Annotated in this window: 18 protein-coding genes; 13 read left to right on the top strand and 5 right to left on the bottom strand. The window is 41.7% G+C overall.

What is annotated here, in order from left to right; translation table 11 throughout:
- Positions 1 to 161 precede the first annotated feature (161 nt).
- From QQK06_RS13065 to ribBA, 10 genes are all read left to right on the top strand, one after another.
- On the top strand, positions 162 to 1,604 hold the full coding sequence (locus QQK06_RS13065; RefSeq protein WP_284245158.1) for an alpha/beta fold hydrolase: 1,443 nt from the start codon (positions 162 to 164) through the stop codon (positions 1,602 to 1,604).
- A gap of 11 nt (positions 1,605 to 1,615) precedes the next feature.
- Positions 1,616 to 2,362: an ABC transporter ATP-binding protein gene (locus QQK06_RS13070; protein WP_284245159.1), complete on the top strand. Its 747-nt coding sequence runs from the start codon at positions 1,616 to 1,618 to the stop codon at positions 2,360 to 2,362.
- Positions 2,359 to 3,522, top strand: a complete 1,164-nt coding sequence (locus tag QQK06_RS13075) for an ABC transporter permease (protein WP_284245160.1) — start codon at positions 2,359 to 2,361, stop codon at positions 3,520 to 3,522. Before QQK06_RS13070 ends, QQK06_RS13075 begins: the two co-directional genes overlap by 4 nt.
- A 23-nt stretch (positions 3,523 to 3,545) precedes the next feature.
- Entirely contained in the window at positions 3,546 to 4,136 is a 591-nt protein-coding gene (locus QQK06_RS13080; RefSeq protein WP_284245161.1) for an RNA polymerase sigma factor, read from the top strand.
- Positions 4,133 to 4,825: a hypothetical protein gene (locus QQK06_RS13085; RefSeq protein WP_284245162.1), complete on the top strand. Its 693-nt coding sequence runs from the start codon at positions 4,133 to 4,135 to the stop codon at positions 4,823 to 4,825. The genes QQK06_RS13080 and QQK06_RS13085 overlap by 4 nt, the downstream gene beginning before the upstream one ends.
- A 305-nt stretch (positions 4,826 to 5,130) precedes the next feature.
- Positions 5,131 to 6,387, top strand: coding sequence for a serine hydroxymethyltransferase (gene glyA / locus QQK06_RS13090; protein WP_284245163.1), 1,257 nt, complete (start codon positions 5,131 to 5,133; stop codon positions 6,385 to 6,387).
- Between the two features lie 162 nt (positions 6,388 to 6,549).
- Positions 6,550 to 7,005 carry a transcriptional regulator NrdR gene (nrdR, locus tag QQK06_RS13095; RefSeq protein ID WP_284245164.1) on the top strand — a complete coding sequence of 152 codons (456 nt, stop codon included), beginning with the start codon at positions 6,550 to 6,552 and terminating at the stop codon, positions 7,003 to 7,005.
- Positions 7,006 to 8,133 (top strand): bifunctional diaminohydroxyphosphoribosylaminopyrimidine deaminase/5-amino-6-(5-phosphoribosylamino)uracil reductase RibD, encoded by a 1,128-nt coding sequence (gene ribD, locus QQK06_RS13100; RefSeq protein ID WP_284245165.1) that lies wholly within the window; start codon positions 7,006 to 7,008, stop codon positions 8,131 to 8,133.
- Positions 8,134 to 8,181: 48 nt separating this feature from the next.
- Positions 8,182 to 8,841: a riboflavin synthase gene (locus tag QQK06_RS13105; protein WP_284245166.1), complete on the top strand. Its 660-nt coding sequence runs from the start codon at positions 8,182 to 8,184 to the stop codon at positions 8,839 to 8,841.
- Between the two features lie 9 nt (positions 8,842 to 8,850).
- The gene (gene ribBA / locus QQK06_RS13110) at positions 8,851 to 9,960 is read left to right on the top strand and encodes a bifunctional 3,4-dihydroxy-2-butanone-4-phosphate synthase/GTP cyclohydrolase II (protein ID WP_284245168.1); all 1,110 of its coding nucleotides are present in this window, start codon (positions 8,851 to 8,853) and stop codon (positions 9,958 to 9,960) included.
- 435 nt (positions 9,961 to 10,395) lie between these two features.
- Here ribBA and QQK06_RS13115 read toward each other — a convergent pair whose 3' ends face one another.
- The 5 genes from QQK06_RS13115 to xseB form a co-directional block, all read right to left on the bottom strand.
- A complete protein-coding gene (locus tag QQK06_RS13115; protein ID WP_284245170.1) occupies positions 10,396 to 11,925 on the bottom strand; it encodes an amidase in 1,530 nt (509 codons plus the stop codon).
- Positions 11,926 to 12,206: 281 nt separating this feature from the next.
- Positions 12,207 to 12,677 carry a TonB-dependent receptor domain-containing protein gene (locus QQK06_RS13120; RefSeq protein ID WP_284245171.1) on the bottom strand — a complete coding sequence of 157 codons (471 nt, stop codon included), beginning with the start codon at positions 12,675 to 12,677 and terminating at the stop codon, positions 12,207 to 12,209.
- Positions 12,631 to 14,493, bottom strand: a complete 1,863-nt coding sequence (dxs, locus tag QQK06_RS13125) for a 1-deoxy-D-xylulose-5-phosphate synthase (protein WP_284245172.1) — start codon at positions 14,491 to 14,493, stop codon at positions 12,631 to 12,633. The genes QQK06_RS13120 and dxs overlap by 47 nt, the downstream gene beginning before the upstream one ends.
- Positions 14,494 to 14,509: 16 nt before the next feature.
- Positions 14,510 to 15,400: a (2E,6E)-farnesyl diphosphate synthase gene (ispA, locus tag QQK06_RS13130; protein ID WP_284245173.1), complete on the bottom strand. Its 891-nt coding sequence runs from the start codon at positions 15,398 to 15,400 to the stop codon at positions 14,510 to 14,512.
- Between the two features lie 5 nt (positions 15,401 to 15,405).
- Complete coding sequence (gene xseB, locus QQK06_RS13135; protein WP_284245174.1) at positions 15,406 to 15,648, bottom strand: exodeoxyribonuclease VII small subunit; 243 nt, start codon at positions 15,646 to 15,648, stop codon at positions 15,406 to 15,408.
- 326 nt (positions 15,649 to 15,974) lie between these two features.
- On the opposite strand from xseB, the gene pomA reads away from it, so the two are divergent.
- The 3 genes from pomA to thiI all read left to right on the top strand — a co-directional run bounded on the left by pomA (position 15,975) and on the right by thiI (position 19,357).
- Entirely contained in the window at positions 15,975 to 16,739 is a 765-nt protein-coding gene (gene pomA / locus QQK06_RS13140) for a flagellar motor protein PomA (protein WP_284245175.1), read from the top strand.
- A gap of 11 nt (positions 16,740 to 16,750) precedes the next feature.
- Positions 16,751 to 17,704, top strand: coding sequence for a flagellar motor protein MotB (locus QQK06_RS13145; protein ID WP_284245176.1), 954 nt, complete (start codon positions 16,751 to 16,753; stop codon positions 17,702 to 17,704).
- Positions 17,705 to 17,902: 198 nt separating this feature from the next.
- The gene (gene thiI / locus QQK06_RS13150) at positions 17,903 to 19,357 is read left to right on the top strand and encodes a tRNA uracil 4-sulfurtransferase ThiI (protein ID WP_284245177.1); all 1,455 of its coding nucleotides are present in this window, start codon (positions 17,903 to 17,905) and stop codon (positions 19,355 to 19,357) included.
- The last annotated feature ends 4 nt before the right edge of the window (positions 19,358 to 19,361 follow it).

A 19,361-nucleotide genomic window follows, 5' to 3' on the forward strand; every position in this document is an offset into this window, starting at 1 on the left:
CAACCCCTATTGCCAAACAGTGAATGAATTTCTAGCGTTTATTTGAATAAAAATTTAATTATATCATGGCATTAAAAAATTAATTAAAATTTTAGTAAGGTTTGTAATAAATTTGTTAATCATCAGACTAAGTAGGGATGAATGTGCTAAGGAAGAATAATATGAGAATATTTTGTAAGTTGTGGATTGTGTTAACTTTGCTGCCTATCAGTGAAGTGGCTCAAGCAGCTGAAGATATGTTAACGCTTGAACATTGCCATCTAGAAGGCATTAAGCAGCAGGTACAGTGTGGTACGCTACAAGTGCCGGAAAACTACCAGCAACCTGATGGCGTAAAAATCACCATCAACTTCGCTGTGCTACCTGCGATTGATAATAGTCAGGATAAAGAGCCATTGATGTTTTTAGCTGGTGGACCAGGACAAGCGGCGGTGTCGTTAGCTGGTGGTTTGTATCGGGCATTTAACGAAGTGCGTAAAACACGGGACTTGATCTTAGTCGACCAACGCGGGACCGGTAAGTCTCACCCACTGCAATGTGAAAATGCGATCACAATGGATGCCTATCAAACTTTACCTGAGGACTTTTCTGAGCAAGAAGTTAAGCAATGCTTAGCTGAGCTCAGTGGTGATTTAACTCAATATAACTCAGAAAATGCGATTCGTGATTTCGATGCCGTGCGTCAGGCATTAGGCCATCAGCAAATCGCCATTTATGGTGGCTCTTACGGCACGCGCGCAGGCTTGGTTTATATGAGGATGTTTCCACAATCATTAGCCAGTGTCGTGCTTGACAGTGTCGGCCCAATAGAAGTGCCCATTGGCTTGTTTGGCAAAAGCGCTGCGCGTTCGTTTCAAATGTTATTAACTCATTGTCAGCAAGAACCAAGTTGTCAGCAGGCCTATCCCAATTTAGCCGAGGAATTTACTCAGGTAGTAGCACAGCTGGAGCGTGATCCACTTAAGTTAACCATAGCGCATCCTAGATTAGGCACTAACACTGAATTTAATATTGATAAGAATAAGTTTCTTTCAACAATATTTTCCCAGCTTTATTCGTTAGAAGGGCGTTCATTAGTGCCATTAGTGATCCATCAGGCATCCTTAGGCAACTATGCGCCGTTTGCTGGCTTAACCGCTGCGGGTGAAACTAATATGGAAATGTTTGTCGGTTTAACATTTAATATTGTTTGTAATGAAGATATGCCTAAAGTCAGTGCTGCGATGCTTGCCGCTGATGCTGATAATAGTTTTAATGGTGGTCTCAGTCATTTAGCCTGGAAAACGGCGTGTCCAATATGGCCGCAGTATCGTCCGGATGATGCTTTTTATCAATCGGTTACTGCAAATATTCCTACCCTGATTATTTCTGGAGATCTTGATCCGGTAACACCGCCAAGTAATGGCGACTACGCCGATAAAAGCTTGCCAAATAGTAAACACATTATTATTAAAAATGGTTCACATACCCCAGGTGTAATGCCGTGTGCAATCACTATTATTAATGAATTTTTAGACAAGCAAACACCCGGTGGTCTGGATGAATCCTGCTTAGAGGAAATTCCAGGAGAGTCATTTATGACCAACTTAAACGGCGGCATTTAAAGGATAATGTGATGATTGAAGTTAATAACTTACATAAAAGTTTTTATGCGAAAAAAAATACCGTCAAAGCGCTCAACGGCCTATCTTTTAGCGCTAAAAATGGCGAGATCACTGGTATTTTAGGTCCTAATGGTGCCGGAAAAACGACCTGCTTACGCACCTTATATGGCTTATTGTCAGCAGATCAGGGCTTTGCCACGATTGATGGGATTGAAGTAACGAAAGATCCATTAGCAGCACGTGCCAAGCTAGGTATTTTTCCGGATAAATTTGGCTTGTATGAGCGCTTAACCGCTTACGAACAAATCGATTATTTTGCTAGCTTACATGGTTTACAGGGGCAGGCTAAACGACAGGCGATAGAAAATATCATCGCCGATCTGGAAATGGAAGAACTCGCGTATCGTAAAACTGCTGGTTTTTCTCAAGGACAACGGATGAAAGTGACATTAGCGCAGGCACTGGTTCATCAACCACAAAATTTTGTCCTTGATGAGCCAACCCGTGGGCTGGATGTGATGAGTACCCGAATTTTAAGAAATTACCTCAATAAGTTTAAGGCTAAAGGCCATTGTATTTTATTTTCTTCTCATGTGATGCAGGAAGTGGCGGCGCTTTGTGATCGGGTGATCATCGTGGCAAATGGCAAGCTGGCGGCGCAAGGCACGCCACAGGAGCTATGCGAGCTGGCAGGAGAGCAACAGCTGGAAGAGGCGTTTGTCAAACTTATTGGTTCGGATGAAGGAGTCGCCGCATGATCCAGTTTAAAGCCCTATTAATTAAAGAATTAAAAGAAGCGTTTCGTGATAAGCGTGCGCTGTTAGTGGCGATGAGTATGGGGCTGTTAGCACCTGTGATGATTATGGTGATGTCAAAAACCATGATTAAGGACTTTGTTGATAATCCGCCAATCTATGTCAAGTTTTCTGGGGCAGAGTATGCACCAAAACTGATTAAGACGTTAAAAGATAATAATATTCTTGATTTTGCTGATGTGCCGGAAGAGGAAAAACGTAATTGGCAGGAAAGAAATGTTGAGCTTATTATCCCTGACAGCTATGGCGAAGACATGCTAGATGGTAAAGCGATCGATATCATTCTACGGGCAGACTTTAGTGAAAAATCACTGAATGCGCCATTACGTCGAATTAAGGAAGAAATTCGTAATTTCTCGTTAGCAATTGGGTATAAACGTTTATTGGTTCGGGGCATCGATATCAAGTTATTACAGCCGCTTAGGTTACAAGAGCAAGATACCTCATTGCCCAGTAGTAACGCGGTGATCATAACCTTAATGCTAGGTTTGTATTTATTGATGGGGGCGTTTATTTCCGGGCAGTCAATTTCCATTGATTCCAGTGCTGGTGAGCGCGAGCGTAATGTTTTGGAAATGTTGCTATGTCAGCCAGTTAGTACGCTAAAAATTGTTTTAGCGAAATTAATCTGTTCCAGTTTGATTGCGACAATTTCCGTGACTTTAATGTTAGTGTTAACCACAGTTTCGGTAAGTTTTGTTGATTTAACTAAGATTGGCGCTACGTTTAGTCTGGATGGCACGACCTTTATTGCGTTATTACTGCTGTTGATCCCATTATGCTTTTTAGCGGCATCAATGCAGCTGTTTTTTGCGTTTCAGGCAAAAACCTTTAAGGAAGCTCAGTCGACGGTGGCAATGCTGATCATGGTACCTACTATGATCCCGGTCGCCATGATGATAATGGATGATAAACCCGTTTGGACAGAGTGGGCGCCTATCTTCGGCCAGACATTGTTAATGGAAGACTTGTTTAAAGGTCTGCCGGTTGACTGGCAGGCGTTTACAGTAACAACTGCAGCGACTATTGCATTAACTGCTGGCCTTGTACTGACATTGGCGAAACGTCTTAAGTCTGAAAAAGTAGTGATGTCGTTAGGCTAACTTTGAGGTTTATTAATTAAGATATGAGTCAACCATCTGAGCTTGCTGAAGAGTCTTCGGCAAGTTTTAATACTCGCTCAAAACATTGTCCTAATGAGTCGTTAAGCTATCAAGAGAAATTTACTTGCTGGATCGCAGCGCATGAAAAATTACTACGTCACCTTATTAGTGGTTTTGAAGCAAAGCCAGCAATTCAGGAAGAGTTATTTCAGGAAATCGCCTTAAATATTTGGCGCGCCTTGCCGACGTTTCGCCAACATTGTGCCGTGAAAACTTTTGTTGCCCGTATTGCCCATAATGTGCTCGCGACTCATGTTGCAAAGGCGATGAAAATGGTAAAAACAGAGTCGGAATCAGCTGAGAATACTGTCGACAGCCAGTCTTCTAGTGAACAGCCAACGCCATTTCAGGCGTTAGATCAAACGCAACGCCAGCAAAGGTTAGCACAGGCAATAAGGCTGTTACCGTTAATTCAACAACAAGTGATCACCCTGGCCTTAGAGGGCATGAACTATCAGGAAATTTCTGAAGTGTTGTCGATATCAACGAGCTTAGTCGGGGTTCGTTTAACGCGAGCGAAATCCGCATTAATTCAATTACTGGAGGTGGTATGAAAGACGACAATTTACCACTAAATGAGAAATATAAAGCCATTCTACAATCTGAACAGCAGGCTGCAGCTGTACTCGATATCAGTAGTTTACCTGAAAAAAATGACCAAGGGGCTGTAGATACCTCAGCGATAGATCAACAATGGCTCACCTTGACACAGGACTGGCAGGCACAACCTTTTGAAAAAACAGATATTAGTGCTTTATTAAGCCAAACTAAGCGACGTACCTGGTGGGCAAAAGGGTGTTTTATCTTAAATATACTGGCAACTTTTTTATCGCTAGTTGGATTTATTTATGGTGTTGTTAATGGCCAGCTCGGCCAGCCGATTAATAGCTTTTTAGGGCTTGGTGGTTTGATGTCAGTGTTTTTTGTTTGCTATGAATTTAAAATTCGTCGTGAAAGCTGGTCTAAAATTAATAATAGTCCTGAGCAAGCAATTGATAATGCGCTTGCAGGATATCAATCTTCGTTAAAATATATGCTGCTAACTAAATGGTCTTGTGTACCTTTTGCTGTGCTAGCGAATTGGCTTGTTTATTCGGTTGCTCAGCAAAGCGGTCGCTTAAAATTAACCGAGTTAGTTTTTATTAACCTGGTGCTTGTTAGTACTTTCGTTGTTGCGGAAGTGTTGTACCGCAAACGAAAAAAGGAATATCAGCAATTACGCGCTAAAACAGAAAACTTATAACGGTAGCAATGCTGTTAAGTTAGATAATATTCGGGTTTTTAGTGTTTATATCAAATATTATTTGTTGTTCTTTGGTTTTTTATTCGGTATATTCAATAAAAAGTGAATTTGATCTGGTTATCGAAAACTTTTACCGCATATTAAACCAAAGCTTGCGGATATAGCTCAGTGCAAAATGAGCTATATCTTGATGGTTTTTACATGTACATCAAGCCTTGAATCAGGCAAAATATGCGACAATTAAATTTAGTCTAACTCTCCAGTCTTAACTTTGGTTTAATTGACTGTGAACTTGAGGAAAAAACATGCTTACTCGTGATATGAATATTGCTGATTTTGATGCAGAACTATGGCAGGCAATGACAGACGAAACCGTCCGTCAGGAAGAGCACATTGAATTAATTGCATCTGAAAACTACTGTAGCCCGCGCGTTTTAGAAGCGCAAGGTTCGCAGTTAACCAATAAATATGCTGAAGGTTATCCTGGCAAACGCTATTACGGCGGTTGTGAATATGTCGATAAAGCAGAAGCGTTAGCGATTGAGCGAGCCAAAGAATTGTTTGGTGCTGATTATGCCAACGTGCAACCTCATGCTGGTTCTCAGGCAAATGCGGCAGTATTCCAAGCATTAGTTACTCCAGGTGGTAAAGTGTTAGGTATGAGCCTTGCTCATGGTGGTCACTTAACTCACGGTTCTCATGTTAACTTTTCAGGTAAGTCATACCAAGCGTTTCAATACGGTTTACATCCTGAAACTGGTGATATTAACTATGAAGAGTTAGAGCAGTTAGCAAATGAGCATAAGCCAGAGATGATCATCGGTGGTTTCTCTGCGTTTTCTGGTGTTGTTGATTGGGCGCGGATGCGTAAAATTGCTGACAGCGTAGGTGCTTATTTTATGGTGGATATGGCACATGTTGCCGGTCTTGTTGCAGCAGGATTATATCCAAACCCTGTTCCTCATGCTCATGTAGTTACTACCACAACTCATAAAACGTTAGCTGGTCCTCGTGGCGGTTTAATCGTTGCTGGTTGTGGTGATGAAGATGTTTATAAAAAATTAAACTCTGCGGTATTCCCAGGTGGTCAAGGTGGTCCGTTAATGCACGTGATTGCAGCGAAAGCGGTGGCGTTTAAAGAAGCATTACAACCAGAATTTAAAGAATACCAACAACGAGTATTAGATAATGCTAAAGCTATGGTGGCAGTATTACAGGAACGTGGTTACAAAGTAGTGTCTAACGGCACTGAAAACCACTTATTGCTGTTGGATCTCATCGATAAGGATATTACCGGTAAAGATGCTGATGCGGCGTTAGGTCGTGCTCATATCACGGTTAATAAGAATTCGGTACCTAATGATCCGCGTTCACCGTTTGTTACTTCAGGTTTACGTTTAGGTACTCCAGCGATCACCCGTCGTGGTTTTAATGTTGAAGACACTAAAGTCTTAACTGGCTGGATTTGTGACATTTTAGATGACATCAACAATGAAGAAACTATCACTGCGGTACAAGCTAAAGTGAGAGAAATCTGTAAGCGTTTACCTGTTTACGGTTAATTTCTAGAATGCCAGAACGCATATCATTGTGCGAGAGGCAAGTTGACAAATGAATGATTAAAAAGCTCAAACCAATGGTTTGAGCTTTTTTTGTTTAATCCGTTACATCCCTTTGGAAATACTTTAAAATACGGGCATTAAATTAAACAGAGTAACAGCTTAATGTATTGCCCGTTTTGTACTGCAACAGACACTAAAGTCATTGATTCTCGCCTAGTGGCTGATGGTCATCAAATTCGCCGCCGCCGTGCTTGTGTTGCCTGCAATGAAAGATTCACCACTTTTGAAACCGCTGAATTAGTCATGCCGCGTATTATTAAGCGTGATGGTTCTCGTGAGCCGTTTAATGAAGATAAGTTGCGCAGTGGTTTAGTCAGATCATTAGAGAAGCGTCCGGTCAGTGTTGAACAAACAGAAAAAGCGATCAATCGACTTAAATCTCAGCTTAGGGCAACTGGAGAGCGGGAAGTATCGAGTGAGATGCTGGGTAATATTATTATGGAGCAACTTAAAAGCTTAGATAAAGTCGCGTATGTCCGTTTTGCTTCTGTTTATCGCTCGTTTGAAGATATCAAAGAATTCGGAGAGGAGATCGCTCGTTTGGGTGACGAAAATTAGATGGCATCAACGTTTTCTTTAGCCGACCATCAGTTCATGGTGCGTGCGCTGCAGTTAGCACGTAAAGCACATTACACTACTTCGCCAAACCCAAGGGTAGGTTGCGTGCTAGTTAAAGATGGTGACATTGTTGGTGAGGGTTATCATATCAAGGCCGGTGATGGTCATGCCGAAGTTAATGCCATTGCTCAGGCAGGAGTTAATGCTCAGGGAGCAACAGCCTACGTAACTTTAGAACCCTGTTCACACTTTGGCCGCACGCCACCTTGTGCGCAAGGGTTGATAGATGCAGGTGTTAGTCGGGTCATCGCTGCTATGGTTGACCCAAATCCTCAGGTTTCAGGTCGCGGACTGGCATTGTTAGAGCAGGCTGGGATTCAATGTGCTTCTGGATTATTAGAAAGTGATGCTCGAACGCTAAACCCTGGCTTTATTAAATTAATGACGGAAAAAATGCCTTACGTTCGTTGTAAGCTCGCTGCTAGTTTAGATGGTAAAACTGCGATGGCCAGTGGTGAAAGTCAGTGGATCACTTCAAAAGATGCTCGTCAAGATGTGCAAAGGTTAAGGGCGCAAAGCTGTGCAGTGATCTCAGGCGCTGATGCTGTGATTTATGATCAGGCGCGGATGACAGTTCGTTGGTCAGAGCTCGGGGTATTAAAAAATAGCTATCAGGAAAGTGAACTGCGTCAGCCATTACGAGTGCTTATCGACAGTAAAAATCGTTTAACGCCGGATCTGAAACTGTTTAGTGAAACATCACCGATTCTTATTATTAGCACTGAAGTTGAAAGTTTACACACTTGGCCCCATTTTGTTGAACAAGCTGTGGTAGCAAAGTCTGCCTGTGGTCAATATGTCGACCTCACTGAAGTGCTGGTATTATTAGCATCAAAAGGACTCAACGATGTTTTAGTGGAGTCGGGGCGTCAGTTAGCTGGTGCTTTTATTGAACAGGGTTTGGTCGACGAACTGATTTTATATCAGGCACCGAAATTAATAGGTGATAGTGGTCAGGGATTAATGCTGATGCCTGAAGTGCAACGTTTATCACAGGCGAAAAATCTGACATTTAGCGATGTCACTATGGTTGGCAGAGATTTAAAAATTACGGCGCTATTGTCTTAACATTTTTTGATAATAACGTTAATCAAGATTAGCATTAAGAGAGTGAATATGTTCACTGGCATTATTGAAGCGATAGGCTCAATTAAATCAATCAGTATTAATCATCAGGGCGCACGTTTAACCGTGCATTGCCCGTCGCTTGATATGAGTGACGTCAAACTTGGTGACTCGATAGCAACAAACGGTATTTGTTTAACGGTAGTAGCGTTTGACAGCACGAGTTACAGTGCAGATATTTCCAATGAAACGCTAGAGCGTACTGCATTTGGTGGTTATCAGCAAAACCAACAAGTTAATCTGGAAAAGGCGATGTTGCCGACAACACGGTTTGGCGGTCATATGGTTTCCGGTCATGTAGATGCGGTGGCGGAAATTAAAGCAATTACTAAAAATGGTAACAGTGTTGAATACTGGCTCAGTATGGATGCCAGTATTGCGCCTTATATTGCAGAAAAAGGCTCGATTACCGTTGATGGTGTTAGCTTGACGGTCAATAGTTTAGCGCAAGATCAGTTTCGCTTAACTATCGTGCCGCATACTACAGGGCAAACTATTATCCCAAGTTATCAGCTCGGTACCAAGGTCAATATAGAAGTGGATGTAATGGCACGTTACATCGAGCGATTATTACAAAGCAAACAAGCGGCAAATACGTCATTTGGAGTAACCGAAGCGTTATTGGCACAAAGCGGATTTATTAAAAATTAAGAGGCAGCTATGAATTTACACTCTCCAAAAGAGATCATCGAAGATATAAGACAAGGTAAAATGGTTATCTTGATGGATGATGAAGATCGCGAAAATGAAGGTGACTTTATCATGGCTGCCGAGTTAGTAACGCCAGAAGCGATTAACTTTATGGCCACTCATGGGCGAGGGTTAATTTGTATGCCGATGACCAGAGAGCGTTGTCAACGCTTAAACTTGCCGCTAATGGTTGATAAGAATGATGCGCAATTTTCGACTAACTTTACGGTGTCGATTGAAGCTGCTTCAGGGGTTACGACAGGGATTTCAGCCGCTGATCGGGCAACGACGGTTTTAGCTGCAGTAGCTAAAGACGCTAATCAGCATTCTATTGTGCAACCAGGGCATATTTTTCCGTTAATGGCAAAAGATGGCGGGGTATTAAACCGTGCCGGCCATACAGAAGCGGGTGTTGATTTAGCACGTTTGGCCGGATTAGAACCTGCTGCAGTAATCGTTGAAATTCTCAATGAAGACGGCACTATGGCGCGTCGTCCAGATCTGGAAGTGATTGCCGAAAAGCATGGCATAAAAATGGGGACAGTTGCCGATTTAATTGAATACCGCAATGCTAACGAAACCACGATTGAACGTATTTCTCAATGTAAGTTACCGACTGCTTTTGGTGAATTTGAACTTACCGTGTTTAAAGATACCATTGATGGTCAGGCACATTTTGCCTTAACTAAAGGGCCAATAAATAAAGATAAACCGACTTTAGTACGGGTTCATCTGGAAAATACCTTTAGAGATCTATTGTTTAGCCAGAGAGAAAGTGTTGCGAAATGGCCGATCGGCAGTGCATTAGAAAAAATTGGTCAGGAAGGTGGGGTGTTAGTGCTGCTAGGTAAGCATGAATCACCACAAGAGCTGATTGAGCAGGTAGAGAAATACGCCAAGCTTGATGCCGGTGAAACCATTAAAGAAGTTAAACGTCATATCGGTTCACGTAATGTTGGCGTTGGCTCACAAATATTATCTAATTTGGGCGTCGGCAAAATGCGTCTGTTAAGCTCTCAAGTAAAATACCATTCACTTTCTGGTTTTGGCCTGGAAGTGGTGGAATACATTAGCGAATAGCTGCTTTTCTACTAAAAAGTTAAGAAAGAACGCGATCAGATGATCGCGTTAGATTGTTAACAAAGCCCTAGATGCCTTTCACTCATTAGGCTATTAACTTTCACAAGGCTCGTCACCACTCTTTTTTAAAGCAGCGACTGTAGATTAAAGTAATGGATGCCAAAATTGCGAGAGTAACTCTTTTGCTAAAGAGGTTTTTAATCATTTTATTTCCCTTTTAAATAATTGAAGTGCCTGATGTTAATTTTATGTTAAAAAAGTCAATGGGTCGGTCGATTTATTTTGGGAAAGTAGAGATATGATTGGGCGTATAATTTGCCAATTTGTTGCGTTTGGTGTTTATAGCAGGCACGAAAGCACTGTCAGATTTAATTAAAATTTAGAAATTATATCTGACAGTTCGAGCTGAGACTTATCAGCCAATGCTGATAGAGTTTAATCCAACTTTGGCGGTTTTCGATATAATGTTGCCTGTTCAAAGCTGTAAGCCGCTTCAATTAGCACATCTTCTTTGAGTTTACCGGAAAAGAACGACAAACCAACCGGTAAGCCGTGGACATACCCCATAGGCACGGTAATATGAGGGTAACCTGAAATTGCGGCGGCACTGGATGCTGCGCCGAGGTAATGATCACCGTTAACCAGATCTATTTTCCATGCTGGCCCTGTGGTTGGTGCAATAATCATATCCAGTTGATGTTCTTTCAGTAATTTATCTATCCCTTGGGCCTGAGTCAGAGTTTTTGCTTGAGCTAACGCCTCAGTATATTCCTTATCTGTTAATTCGCCTTTCGCCTGTGCCATCTCCATGATTTCCTGCTGAAAATAAGGCATCTCTTGCTCAGCATGTTTTTCGTTAAAACTCATGACATCCGCTAGTGTTTTTGGCAATCCAGGCGCGGTTTGAGACAGGTATTGAGCCAAATCATGCTTAAACTCATAGAGTAAAACGGTAAATTCTGCCTCATCCCATTGAGACATACTCTCAAATGTCAGGTTGTCGATTATCACTGCACCCTGTGCCTTTAAAATCTCTAGGTTTTGCTCAAAGACTTTATCTAACCCTTGATGATAGCCCATTAAATCTCGGGCAATACCGATGCGTTTACCTTTTAAACCATCTATTTTTAAATGGGATAGGTAATCGATGTTTGAGTGAGTGACATTGGGATCCGTTTCATCTTCCGCTACCATGGCGCTGAGCAGAATAACTGCATCGGTAACATTGCGCGCCATAGGACCGGCGGTATCTTGGCTATGGGCAATCGGGATAATGCCGTCACGGCTGACAGTGCCTAAAGTCGGTTTAATGCCGACAATACCATTAAGTGCAGATGGGCAAGTGACTGAACCGTCGGTTTCAGTGCCTAAGGCGATAGTTGCAAGATTTGCGGCAATCGCCACGCCTGAGCCTGAGCTTGAACCACAGGGGCTAGTGCTAGTGTCATAAGGGTTTTTGGTTTGACCATATAAAGCACTCCAACCACTGGATGATGCAGTTGAGCGAAAGTTTGCCCATTCACTTAAGTTGGTTTTACCTAAAATAATCGCACCGGCTTTTTTCAGTTGTTGAACAACAAAAGCATCATCTTGTGGAAAGTTCTTAGCTAAGGCATAAGAACCAGCAGTATTGCTCATGCCGTCAGTGGTATCGATATTATCTTTGAGTACCACTGGAATGCCGTGTAGTGGGCCAACTAGTCCTGATGCTTTAAGCTTTTGATCTAGTGCTTTGGCTTGTGCTAGCGCTTGTTTATTTATTTGTGATACTGAATTCAGCTTCTTGCCATTACGATCATATTTTTCAATCCGGGTAAGGTAATATTTGACTAAGGCTTCACTGGTCAGTTCGCCCGCTTTCATTTTCTGATGTAGTTCTGTAATGGTTGCTTGCTCATTCACCTGCCCCAAGCTGAAAAAGGTAGGAATAATTAGCAGTAAAAACGCAAAGTATTTAATCCGCATAGTCATGTCTTTTATTGTTATTGAAAGCTTGTTATAGCAATAAAACACCAGCGAAATCTAGCTTATTATAAATTATTGGGGTTTAAAAAATAGTCGCTCTGTTAAGAACAAGTTACAGGTTTATGCTTAGGTAAGTGGTAGAAATTTCAACGATAGTAAATGGGATTGTTGGCTAATTTAATTGTAATTGCGGGAGTTAGATGACGATAATAAAGCGCGGATAATAAAAAAGGGTAAACGAATAGTTTACCCTTTAGTGTCATTAATAAGCGGTATACAACTTAAAAGTTATATATAAAGCCAGCATAATAATTGCGACCTAAAATACCCCAACCATTTCTGGTGCCATAGTTAGTTGTCCAATGGTCTAAACCTGTGTGGTTAGTGATGTTATTTATACCAACATATAAATTGGCTTGTTCTGATAAGTTGTAGCTAGCACGTAGGTTGTGAATATTTGAGTTACCCGGGTTTTGCGAATCATAATATTCATCCGAGACGTCCAAATTCAATTTGCCTCCTTGCTTAAATTTATAAGTCCAACTTGCACTGAAGTTTCCTTCAGTATAGGTAGTGGTGAAGTTAGCTTGCCATTTAGGAATACTCAATTGTCCTAAGTCATCGTCTTTAACTGCTTTTGCTTCGACAAAATCAAAAGCGGTGAAAGAAGATTCTAACTGTAGTGACCAACCAGTGAGGTAAATTTTACTTGATAAAGTTGTTGATTTTCTCTTTGATGCCTTGAGCGTCAAGTCCTAATTCACTATGAATTTCAGCTTGGGTACCGTGTTTGATAAAGCAGTCTGGCAAGCCGATATTGAGAATTTTAACCGCAAGTCCCTGGCTGAGCACGTATTCGTTTACTGCAGAACCTGCGCCACCGGCGATGGCATTGTCTTCTACAGTGATTAAATACTGGTGGCTTTTAACTAGCTGATCAATTAGGGCGTGATCTAATGGTTTAACAAAACGCATATCAACTAATGTCGCTTCAAGTTCTTTAGCGACTGTTGTTGCCTGGGCCAAGGTAGTACCAAAATTTAAAATGGCGATATTTGCGCCTTGTTCAATAACGCGGCCTTTGCCTATTTCGATAGTCTCATTGATCTCTGGCAGTTCAACACCGATGCCGTTGCCTCTTGGGTAACGCACTGCCGCTGGCGAATTCATCTGATGGCCAGTAGTAAGCATTAACTGACACTCACGTTCATCTGCTGGCGCCATAATTGTAATATTTGGAATACAGCGCATAAAGCTTAAATCAAATGAACCTTGATGCGTTGGTCCATCAGCACCAACAATACCAGCTCGGTCAATCGCAAATAACACTGGTAAATTCTGAATCGCGACATCGTGAATAAACTGATCATAACCGCGTTGTAAAAAGCTGGAATAGATAGCAACTACCGGCTTTTGTTCACCAATAGCCAGGCCGGCGGCAAAGGTCACTGCATGTTGTTCGGCAATGGCAACATCATGGTATTTTTCCGGAAAGCGCTGACTAAATTCTACCATGCCCGATCCTTCTCGCATTGCCGGAGTAATGGCAACTAGCTTGTCATCAACTTCCGCAGTTTTGCATAACCAGTCACCAAAGATTTGTGAATAAGTTGGTACGCTAGGTTTGCTTTTTGGTAAATTTGTTTCCGTTGGATCAAATTTTGGTACTGCATGATACTTGATTGGATCTTGCTCAGCCGCCTGGTAGCCTTTACCTTTTTTTGTTGCGATGTGCAGCAATTGTGGCCCTTTTAGATTACGCATATTACTGATGGTATCTACTAGGCCGTTGACATCATGGCCATCGATAGGACCGATATAATTAAAGCCGAGTTCTTCAAAGAACGTACTGGGCACGACCATGCCTTTTAGGTGCTCTTCAGCGCGACTTGCCAACTCTTTAATTGGCGGCAGGTTTTTTAAAATGCGCTTACTGCCTTCGCGTATTCCTGTGTATAGTGAGCCGGATAACATTTTTGCCAGGTGGTTATTTAGCGCGCCAACATTTTCGGAGATCGACATTTCGTTATCGTTTAATATCACCAGCATGTCTTTATGAATATCACCAGCGTGATTTAATGCTTCAAATGCCATGCCTGCCGTCATGGCGCCATCACCGATAACGGCAACCGTTTTTCGGCTCTTACCTTCTTTTTCCGCAGCAACCGCTAAACCTAGCGCGGCAGAAATTGATGTACTGGAGTGGCCAACACTTAAGACATCATATTCACTTTCTTCACGCCAAGGAAACGGATGCAAGCCATCTTTTTGTCGAATAGTGTGTAACTGATCGCGACGGCCGGTGAGAATTTTATGTGGATAAGCCTGGTGACCGACATCCCAGATCAAGTGATCAAAAGGAGTGTTGTAGACATAATGCAATGCAACGGTTAATTCAATGGTACCTAACCCTGAAGCGAAATGGCCGCTACTTTTACTGACGGAATTCAATAGATAGCGGCGCAGCTCTTCACTGGCTTGTGCTAACTGGCTTTGTTCAAGCTGGCGTAAATCCGCAGGACTATTGATGCCAGCCAACAGAGGATAATGATCAAGGTTTGTAGTCATAATTATTATTCAGTACCTAGCTGGTACGTTCGATGATAAAGGTCGCAAATTCCGACAAATTCTGTGTATTGTAAGGCAAAGAGGCTAAAGCTTGAAGTGCTTGTTGATATAAGTCGTCTGCTTTTTGTTGCGCGCCTGTTAATCCTAGTAGTGCAGGGTAGGTACTTTTATTGGCATTAACATCTGAACCTGCTGGTTTGCCAAGTTCTTCTTCGCTGGAAGTGATGTCGATAATATCATCGCGTACCTGATAGGCTAAGCCAACTCGTTGGGCAAACGTTGCCAGTGCTTGTTTTTCTTCGGTGCTAATGTTGTGAGCACATTCGGCAGCCATTAAAACGGACGCTTCTAGTAAGGCTCCGGTTTTTAATGCATGTAGCTGTTCCAGTTGGCTGAGCGAGATTTGCTCGCCGGTAGCGGCTAAATCTAACGCTTGTCCGCCACACATTCCCTGATAACCACTGGCTTTTACTAGTTGCTGGATCAGTGTTATCCGTTTTTCAGCTACCGCAGGTGAGAATGGATGATTTGCTAAAATATCAAAAGCTAAAGTTTGTAAACTGTCACCAGCTAAAATCGCCGTTGCTTCATCATAAGCTTTATGGCAGGTCGGCTGACCTCGACGTAAATCATCATCATCCATCGCAGGGAGGTCATCATGAAGTAGCGAGTAGGCATGGATACATTCGATTGCTGCAGCTATCCCGTCAATATCTGTTGCGCTTACCCCTAAACTTTGACCTGTGATATGAGCCAGGTAAGGACGCATTCGCTTGCCGCCAATTAATAAACCATAACGCATTGCAGCTAATAGCTTTTCATCATTTACCGCTAAACTGTCAAGTTTAGTAATTAAGTATTGATCGGTTCTGGTTTGAATACCGTTAAGATCTGTTAATAGCTCCACCTTGGTTATTTCTCTTCCTCAGTGAAGTCTACTAAACTTTGCTCGCCATTATTATTCATTAAAATTTGAATACGTTGCTCAGCATCTTTTAATTTTTCCTGGCTGACTTTGCTTAAATTAAGCCCTCGCTCGAATAATGCCATTGAGTCTTCCAGGCTTAATTCTCCCTGTTCGAGCTTTTGCACTATGGTTTCGAGCTCACCAAGCGACTCTTCAAAGCTTAAGTTTTCAATCTTTTTACGCGGCATTATCAGATACTCTGCACATTAGCGCGTGTTACTTTATTTAAGTGACACAGCCAGTATTTTGAAATTTATGCGCAAGTTACCTTAGCTGGCATCATTGGTCAATGATGGTTATATTGATAGCTAAATAAAAATATTCTTTTTATTGGCTTAAGTTATTGACAATATGGGCGATAATAAAGATATAACAATTAGCAAATACCTATGTTTCTTTTTATCATTTACCAGTAACTGTGATTAAAAACATCAGTATTTGTGTTCGCCTATCAATGAACCTTAGGGTATTATCAAATGGGCTGTTGATTTAGCAAGTTTATTTGGAGGCATATGTGGATTTAGCTACGCTACTGGGAATTTTAGGAGCTATTGGTTTTATCGTAATGGCCATGGTCTTAGGTGGCGATATCAACATGTTTGTTGATACCCAGTCTATTCTTATCGTATTTTGTGGTTCAACTTTTATTGTCTTGGCAAATTATAATATGGGGCAGTTTTTCGGCATAGGTAAAATTATCGCTAAAGCCTTTATGTTTAAAATTGAACAGCCGGAAGAGTTAATTGAAAAATCAGTTGAAATGGCGGATGCCGCTCGTAAAGGGGGCTTTTTAGCATTAGAAGAAGCAGAAATATCCAATGCCTTTATGCAAAAAGGTGTTGATATGTTAGTGGATGGTCATGATGCTGATGTGGTGCGTGGTACCTTGCAAAAAGACATTCAATTAACTACTGAACGCCATGAAACTGGAATTGGCATGTTATCTGCGTTAGCAGATGTTGCACCAGCAATGGGAATGATAGGTACTTTGATTGGATTAGTGGCTATGCTTTCTAATATGGATGATCCTAAAGCGATTGGTCCAGCTATGGCGGTAGCCCTTTTAACGACACTTTATGGTGCATTTTTAGCCAATGTTATCGCCATTCCGATTGCTAATAAACTAAAAATTCGCATGGCGGAAGAAAAGCTTAATCAGGAATTGATCTTAGATGCGGTACTTGGTATTCAGGATGGACAGAATCCTAGAGTCATTGAAGGATTGCTGAAAAATTATCTGGCAGAAGGTAAGCGCACCATAGATACGAATGAAGAGTAAAAGAGGCTATTATGGCAAATCCTCCAGAGTGTAAATGTCCTCCTCCCGGGTTACCACCTTGGATGGGGACGTTTGCCGATTTAATGTCACTGTTGATGTGCTTTTTCGTATTATTGCTGTCGTTTTCCGAGATGGATGTCTTAAAGTTTAAACAGATTGCCGGTTCAATGAAGTTTGCTTTTGGTGTACAGAATAAAATTGAAGTGAAAGATATTCCTAAAGGCACTAGCATTATTGCACAGGAATTTAGGCCGGGTAAGCCAGAACCAACACCGATTGAGGTGATCCAGCAACAAACGGTAGAAATGACTCAGCAAATGTTGGAATTTCAGGCGGGGGACGAAACTTCAGCGGGTGGCCGGCAGGAACAGCGGGGTACTGAACGTGGTGGTCAGTCGCAAAGTACTGCGGATCAAATGTCGGCTCAGGCTGCGCAAAAAGCAAAAGATGAGTTAGAGCAAGCGTCGCAGGAGCAAGTGAATGAGCTGGTGAAGAAAATTGCCGAGCAGCTGGAACAGCAAATTCAGGATGGAGCGATTGAATTAGAAGCCTTAGGTCAGCAGGTGATCATTCGTATTCGGGAAAATGGTTCATTTCCATCAGGTTCTGCGTTTTTGCAACCGAAATTTCGTCCTATCATTCAGGAAATCGGCGAGCTGCTGAAAACTGTTCCGGGTGAGATCATGGTTTCCGGTCATACTGATAATCAAGGGATAGCCTCTGAGTTATTTACTTCAAACTGGGATTTGTCAAGCAAGCGTGCAGTGGCTATTGCACATGAGTTAGTTAAAGTGCCAGACTTTGATCAAAGTCGCATGATTGTTGCTGGACACGCAGATGCACGGCCACTAGTACCGAATACTAATGCGCTAAATCGTCGCCGTAATCGACGAGTTGAAATTGCGATTAATCAGGGCAAGGCAAAAGAAACTGAGCCGTATTCGATTATTAAAAGTGACAATTAGCAAAAGTAATTAGTCGTTAACACATAGCAATTAATGATTATCTCACCGCTAGCATCCCCCTGCGTTGACTAAAATATGCGTCAACTTGGTATAACAAAAAAGGATCTCACAAGAGATCCTTTTTTGTTATACAGCTATCAGGCCATAGGGTATAATGCGCGCCAATTATTTTATGCTCACTTATTATTCGGTATTTTTATGAAGTTCATTGTTAAGTTACAAGCTGAAATTGCAATAAAAAGTCGCCCTGTACGTAAACGTTTTACTAAGATTTTAGAATCTAATATCAAAAATGTCTTACGTCGGGTCGATGAGCAGGTAACGACGAAAATTAACTGGGATAGCATTGAAGTTAACAGCAAAAATACCGATGAAAAAAATCGTCAGCAATTGATCGAAACATTGCAGTGTATTCCTGGTGTGGCGATGTTTATTGAAGTGCAGCGCACAGACTTTACTGATCTGCACGATATTTATGAAAAAACCTTAGCAGTTCACGCTAAAACCATTGAAAACAAAACTTTTTGTGTTCGCGTTAAGCGCACGGGTGAACATGAATTTACTTCATTACAAATTGAACAATATGTTGGTGGTGGCTTAAACCAGGCAGTGGAAAGTGCCAAGGTTCAGCTGCGTAAGCCACAGGTGACGGTTAATTTGGAAGTAAAACGTAATGACTTGTTTATTGTTACGGATAAATATCAAGGCTTAGGTGGCTTCCCTATTGCGACTCAAGAAGATGTCTTGTCGTTAATGTCGGGTGGTTTTGATTCAGCAGTTTCTAGCTTTCAAATGATCAAAAAAGGTGCCCGTACCCATTTTTGCTTCTTTAATCTTGGTGGTTCAGCCCATGAAGTTGGGGTAAAAGAAGTCAGCTATTATTTATGGAATAAGTTTGGTGCTTCGCATCGGATCAAGTTTTTTGCTGTTGATTTTGAGCCAGTAGTGGCAGAAATTTTAGACAAAATTGATAATGGTCAAATGGGGGTAGTATTAAAACGTATGATGATGCGTGCCGCTGCCCAAATTGCTGAAAAACGAGGTATTCAAGCATTAGTTACAGGTGAAGCGTTAGGGCAGGTTTCAAGCCAAACGTTAACTAATTTAAATGTGATTGACCGCGTAACCGAAACATTAATTCTTCGTCCGTTAGCTGCCTATGATAAGCAAGATATTATCGATATAGCTCGAAAAATTGGCACCGAAGATTTTTCTAAAACCATTCCTGAATACTGTGGCGTTATTTCTAAAAAGCCAACGGTGAAAGCGGTATTATCAAAAATTGAAGCAGAAGAAGCGAACTTTGATTTTAGCATTTTAGAGCAGGTGGTTGAAAATACGCGCATCTTTGATATTCGTGATATTGGTGATGCTGCAGAACAAGAAATTCATGCGGTAGATGAAGTCGCTGATATTCCAGACAATGCTGTGGTATTGGATATTCGTAGCCCGGAAGAAGAAGATGAAAACCCTTTAGAGCTTGATGGGGTGGAAGTGAAACATTTACCTTTTTATAAGCTGGCAACTCAGTTTGGTGATCTCGATCAGTCGAAAGAATATTTACTTTACTGCGATCAAGGGGTGATGAGTAAGTTACAGGCGCTGTATTTAATTGATAATGGCTTTAAAAATGCCAAAGTCTATCGTCCTTAGATTA

The sequence above is a fragment of the Thalassotalea insulae genome, from assembly GCF_030161395.1.
Taxonomy (GTDB): domain Bacteria; phylum Pseudomonadota; class Gammaproteobacteria; order Enterobacterales; family Alteromonadaceae; genus Thalassotalea_E; species Thalassotalea_E insulae.

Coding starts and splice junctions, on each gene's coding strand:
- QQK06_RS13105 (WP_284245166.1), top strand. CDS start 8,182: ATGTTCACTGGCATTATTGAAGCGATAGGCTCAATTAAATCAATCAGT.
- ribBA (WP_284245168.1), top strand. CDS start 8,851: ATGAATTTACACTCTCCAAAAGAGATCATCGAAGATATAAGACAAGGT.
- QQK06_RS13145 (WP_284245176.1), top strand. CDS start 16,751: ATGGCAAATCCTCCAGAGTGTAAATGTCCTCCTCCCGGGTTACCACCT.
- QQK06_RS13065 (WP_284245158.1), top strand. CDS start 162: ATGAGAATATTTTGTAAGTTGTGGATTGTGTTAACTTTGCTGCCTATC.
- QQK06_RS13080 (WP_284245161.1), top strand. CDS start 3,546: ATGAGTCAACCATCTGAGCTTGCTGAAGAGTCTTCGGCAAGTTTTAAT.
- QQK06_RS13085 (WP_284245162.1), top strand. CDS start 4,133: ATGAAAGACGACAATTTACCACTAAATGAGAAATATAAAGCCATTCTA.
- glyA (WP_284245163.1), top strand. CDS start 5,131: ATGCTTACTCGTGATATGAATATTGCTGATTTTGATGCAGAACTATGG.
- xseB (WP_284245174.1), bottom strand. CDS start 15,648: ATGCCGCGTAAAAAGATTGAAAACTTAAGCTTTGAAGAGTCGCTTGGT.
- dxs (WP_284245172.1), bottom strand. CDS start 14,493: ATGACTACAAACCTTGATCATTATCCTCTGTTGGCTGGCATCAATAGT.
- QQK06_RS13075 (WP_284245160.1), top strand. CDS start 2,359: ATGATCCAGTTTAAAGCCCTATTAATTAAAGAATTAAAAGAAGCGTTT.
- QQK06_RS13115 (WP_284245170.1), bottom strand. CDS start 11,925: ATGCGGATTAAATACTTTGCGTTTTTACTGCTAATTATTCCTACCTTT.
- QQK06_RS13070 (WP_284245159.1), top strand. CDS start 1,616: ATGATTGAAGTTAATAACTTACATAAAAGTTTTTATGCGAAAAAAAAT.
- thiI (WP_284245177.1), top strand. CDS start 17,903: ATGAAGTTCATTGTTAAGTTACAAGCTGAAATTGCAATAAAAAGTCGC.
- nrdR (WP_284245164.1), top strand. CDS start 6,550: ATGTATTGCCCGTTTTGTACTGCAACAGACACTAAAGTCATTGATTCT.
- ribD (WP_284245165.1), top strand. CDS start 7,006: ATGGCATCAACGTTTTCTTTAGCCGACCATCAGTTCATGGTGCGTGCG.